This window comes from Azospirillum brasilense (assembly GCF_007827815.1).
In the GTDB taxonomy this organism is placed as follows: Bacteria; Pseudomonadota; Alphaproteobacteria; order Azospirillales; family Azospirillaceae; genus Azospirillum; species Azospirillum brasilense_C.
In genome coordinates this window covers 1,670-2,837 of sequence record NZ_VITH01000035.1, presented here as the reverse complement: position 1 = coordinate 2,837, position 1,168 = coordinate 1,670, and the positions used below count along the sequence as shown (strand labels likewise).

The 1,168-nt window shown below is 57.5% G+C and carries 1 rRNA gene (only partly in view); it reads left to right on the top strand.

Annotation, left to right across the window (positions count from 1 at the left end):
• Positions 1-4 precede the first annotated feature (4 nt).
• A 23S ribosomal RNA gene (locus FBZ83_RS31225) occupies positions 5-1,168 on the top strand; its annotated part runs 1,669 nt beyond the window's last position; the annotation flags it as partial.

Here is a 1,168-nt window from a genome sequence, read left to right as displayed (position 1 = left end):
TAAGGATCAAGCGTCTGAAGGGCATCTGGTGGATGCCTTGGCACTGAGAGGCGATGAAGGACGCAGCACGTTGCGATAAGCCATGGGGAGCCGCGAGCAGGCTTTGATCCGTGGATTTCCGAATGGGGCAACCCACCGCGCAAGCGGTATCCCACGCTGAATTCATAGGCGTGGGAGGCGAACCCGGCGAACTGAAACATCTAAGTAGCCGGAGGAAAGGACATCAACCGAGACTCCGCTAGTAGTGGCGAGCGAACGCGGACCAGGCCAGTCATTCAGTCTACATAACCGGAACCGTCTGGAAAGGCGGGCCAGAGCGGGTGATAGCCCCGTACGGGTAAACCGGACTGAATGCTCGAGTAGGGCGGGGCACGTGAAACCCTGTCCGAACATGGGGGGACCACCCTCCAAGCCTAAGTACTCCTCAGTGACCGATAGTGCACCAGTACCGTGAGGGAAAGGTGAAAAGCACCCCGACGAGGGGAGTGAAACAGTTCCTGAAACCGGATGCCTACAAGCAGTCGGAGCGGCCTTGCGCCGTGACGGCGTACCTTTTGTATAATGGGTCAGCGACTTACAGTAAGCAGCGAGCTTAAGGCGATAGCCGGAGGCGCAGCGAAAGCGAGTCTGAACAGGGCGCTTGAGTTGCTTGCTGTAGACCCGAAACCCGGTGATCTAGCCATGGGCAGGTTGAAGGTGCGGTAACACGCACTGGAGGACCGAACTCACGCCTGTTGAAAAAGTCGGAGATGACCTGTGGCTAGGGGTGAAAGGCCAATCAAACCGGGAAATAGCTGGTTCTCCGCGAAAGCTATTTAGGTAGCGCGTCGGGCGATTGCCCACGGGGGTAGAGCACTGGATGGGCTAGGGGGCCTCGCGGCTTACCAAACCTAACCAAACTCCGAATACCGTGGAGCACAGCCCGGCAGACAGACGGTGGGTGCTAAGGTCCATCGTCGAGAGGGAAACAGCCCAGACCGCCAGCTAAGGTCCCCAAATCACGGCTAAGTGGGAAAGGATGTGGGAAGGCCATGACAACCAGGAGGTTGGCTTAGAAGCAGCCATCCTTTAAAGAAAGCGTAATAGCTCACTGGTCTAGTTAAGCCGGCCTGCGCCGAAAATGTATCGGGGCTCAAGCCGTGTACCGAAGCTGCGGATGTGATCTCTG